Origin of the sequence: Clostridium sp. 1001270J_160509_D11 (assembly GCF_015667935.1) — a bacterium.
Taxonomy (GTDB): Bacteria; Bacillota; Clostridia; order Peptostreptococcales; family Peptostreptococcaceae; genus Intestinibacter.
The window spans coordinates 1-2906 of sequence record NZ_JADPET010000216.1 but is presented as its reverse complement, the minus strand read 5'-3'; the positions used below and the strand labels follow the sequence as shown (position 1 = coordinate 2906).

The 2906-nt window shown below is 29.7% G+C and carries 2 protein-coding genes and 1 pseudogene; 1 reads left to right on the top strand and 2 read right to left on the bottom strand.

What is annotated here, in order from left to right:
- Positions 1 to 273: pseudogene (locus tag I4U58_RS13335) on the top strand (transposase); the annotation flags it as partial.
- A gap of 44 nt (positions 274 to 317) precedes the next feature.
- Here the strand turns inward: I4U58_RS13335 and I4U58_RS13330 are convergent.
- Entirely contained in the window at positions 318 to 821 is a 504-nt protein-coding gene (locus I4U58_RS13330; protein ID WP_195931821.1) for an Rrf2 family transcriptional regulator, read from the bottom strand.
- A 1304-nt stretch (positions 822 to 2125) separates the two neighbouring features.
- A complete protein-coding gene (locus I4U58_RS13325; protein ID WP_195931820.1) occupies positions 2126 to 2803 on the bottom strand; it encodes a hydrolase in 678 nt (225 codons plus the stop codon).
- Between the last annotated feature and the right edge of the window lie 103 nt (positions 2804 to 2906).

Sequence of the window (2906 nt, the reverse complement as noted above, 5' to 3'; positions counted from 1 at the left end):
CTTTACGAAATGAGGGCAAAAACCCTAAAAGACAAGATAAGCGCATTAAACGAAGCCGAGCGAAAAGGAATCAAAAAGGGTAGACAAGAAGGTATTAAAGAAGGGCTGCAAAAAGGAATTCAAGAAGGGCTGCAAAAGGGAATTCAGGAAGGCGAAAAAAGTAAAGCAATAGAAATCGCAAAATCCCTAATAAACATAGGATTAGACAAAGAAACAATATCAAAATCGACAGGACTAGATTTAAACGAAATAGAAAAGTTGATGTCAAAATAAACAAACAAAAAAGTAGGGTAAGACCCTACTTTTTTACTCCAAATCTATTTATTTTCCTTATTAAACCATTCAAGCATTGATGTTTCGTATTCTTTTGGAAGCATATCGTGATACATTTGATCATATAACCATGCCAATGTCTTCGTGCTTAAATATTTTTTCATTTGATTTTCCGCCTCAAACATCACAGCTTTAATCACACAAGGACATTTTGTAGGATTCCTTGGTGGAAGGTCCTGTTTTGCAAGCACGCTATTTTGCATGATATCAGCGCAGTGGAAGAACGGTTCACTCCCTTCAACAGCCTCAACTATATCACAAAACGTAATTTTATCAGCACTACGGGCTAATGTATATCCACCTTTTACACCGGGGACAGATTTCACAATTCCTGATTTGCTCAATTTTGCGTATATTTTTGACAGATACGTTTCCGAAATTCCTTGAAACGTTGATAAATCCCTTATCCCTATTGATTTACCATCTTCCATATTTACCATATACAATAAACAATGTATTGCATATTCAACTCCAACTGAAAATTTCATTTATCATGCTCCTTTAAAGATAATATAATAATCATACATTATTATGAAGTTTGATTCAAGGTAGATATATCCACATAAAGTACGAAAAAAGATTTATATTATGAAAATAAGTAAAAAAACAATAAATATATTGAATATAAGTAATCTAAAATAATTTTCATCAGAATTTTTAACACAGCACAAAATTAAAGTTTAAAAATAAAAAGAGTGGGTATTATTATACTATTTAGATAAAATAAATAGATAAGATTAACTAAATAAAAACAATCTAGATAATAATAAAAACTAGATATAAACCAAACATAAACAATAAATCCAAAATACCTACAATATATAAAAATTATGATTGACATATCAGCAATATTATTATAATATAATTAAAGATAAAACTTATCGACGATTAATTTTATCTACAATAAAAACGCAAAATACGATATTTGCAAAAGGACTCCCTTTTCAGCTATAAAATAGCTACCTTTTGTAAATAAACTTTATAAATAGAATTTTGATATAAAAAGATTGCTAAACCTAAATGTGTCACTTGCCAAAGACCTAAAAAATAATATATCAAAAATAGCTTAGATAAAGTAAAATAGTTGGATATTATATATAAAAATACTCCCTTGATACGTCAAAGGGAGTATTTTTTATTATGGACGCAGATTCCATTGGTTTTATTGGCGATTGGACTTTCTATTTTAGCTATAGATAACATATTTTTTAATAGAATATTTCCTATATTATTAGTAATAATCTTTATATGTCAATTAATTTATAATTATATAAAATGGAAATCGTATTCATAAAAAGAACAAATGACCAGAATTACCATAAAATACCTGGCAAATGTCGAAAAAAACTTGGATTTTATTGCAAGAATCGACAAAAAACGCTATAGCATATGTAGTATTATATTATCAAAGGCAAGGGAATACGATTTTTAGGGGATTGTATGAAACTGTTTTCATAATTATAACGCTATTGGGAGTGGGGTTATAATTTTTCGGGGAATATAAAATCGGAATTATAAAAATCATAAAATCAAAACAATTATTAAAAATAATTACTAAAACATGTATTTTAAAACTGTCATCGGGGACAAAATAAATACAAAACGCAATCATAAACTTAAAAGGAAATTAAGTCAAAGCTAGACTTACTAGCTAAATTTAACAAGTTATTGTAAAAAGAGGCTAATCGCAAAATTAAAACGCGATTAGCCTCTTTTTGGTATGTAATTTAAATTAAATACCCTGTCATCATAATGATAATAAGTATCCATAGCAATGCACCACCACCAATTATTAATGCGGTGCTTCTACGTTGTTTCTGTATTTAGTCATAACGTCTTTGAATAATTCAGAAACAGAAGGTGGTGTCCAAGTTATAGCATTTGCACCAGCTTCGATAGTTTTTCTTATACTTTCTTCTGTTGGACCACCTGTAGCTATTATCGGAAAATCAGGGTAATCCTTTCTAATTTTTGCTACTATTCTAGGTGTATCAGCAGAAGCAGATACATTAAAGATAGTTGCGCCTGCATCTATTCTTTCTTGTATATTTGTTTGATCGTTTACAATTGTAACGACAACAGGTATATCAAGGCTATCAGATAATGCTTGAACTACGCCGTTTGATGTTGGAGCGTTTACAACAACACCGATTGCGCCCTGTAACTCAGCATTAGTTCCTAATAAAACTGAACGCATCCCTTTTGTAAGACCTCCACCAACTCCAGCAAAGACTGGTATGTCAGAAGCCATAATAATAGATTGTGTTATTATTGGCTGAGGTGTAAATGGGTATACCGCCATAACAGCATCTGCATTTACATTTTTTATGATAGCTAAATCAGTCGAAAACACAAGCGATTTAATTCTTTTGCCAAAGATATTTATCCCGCTACATTCTCTAATGACTTCAGGAACACGTAAAAAAGATTTTCTAAGTGTACCGTCAATTGCTTTTGGTCTTTTTTTCATTGATAAAAGCCTCCTTAAAAATTTGATATTAAAAACTTTTATATCTTTCTATTATAAATTAGAAGTAAGAATTTTTATAGATTTTATTTTTAAAATTATATAA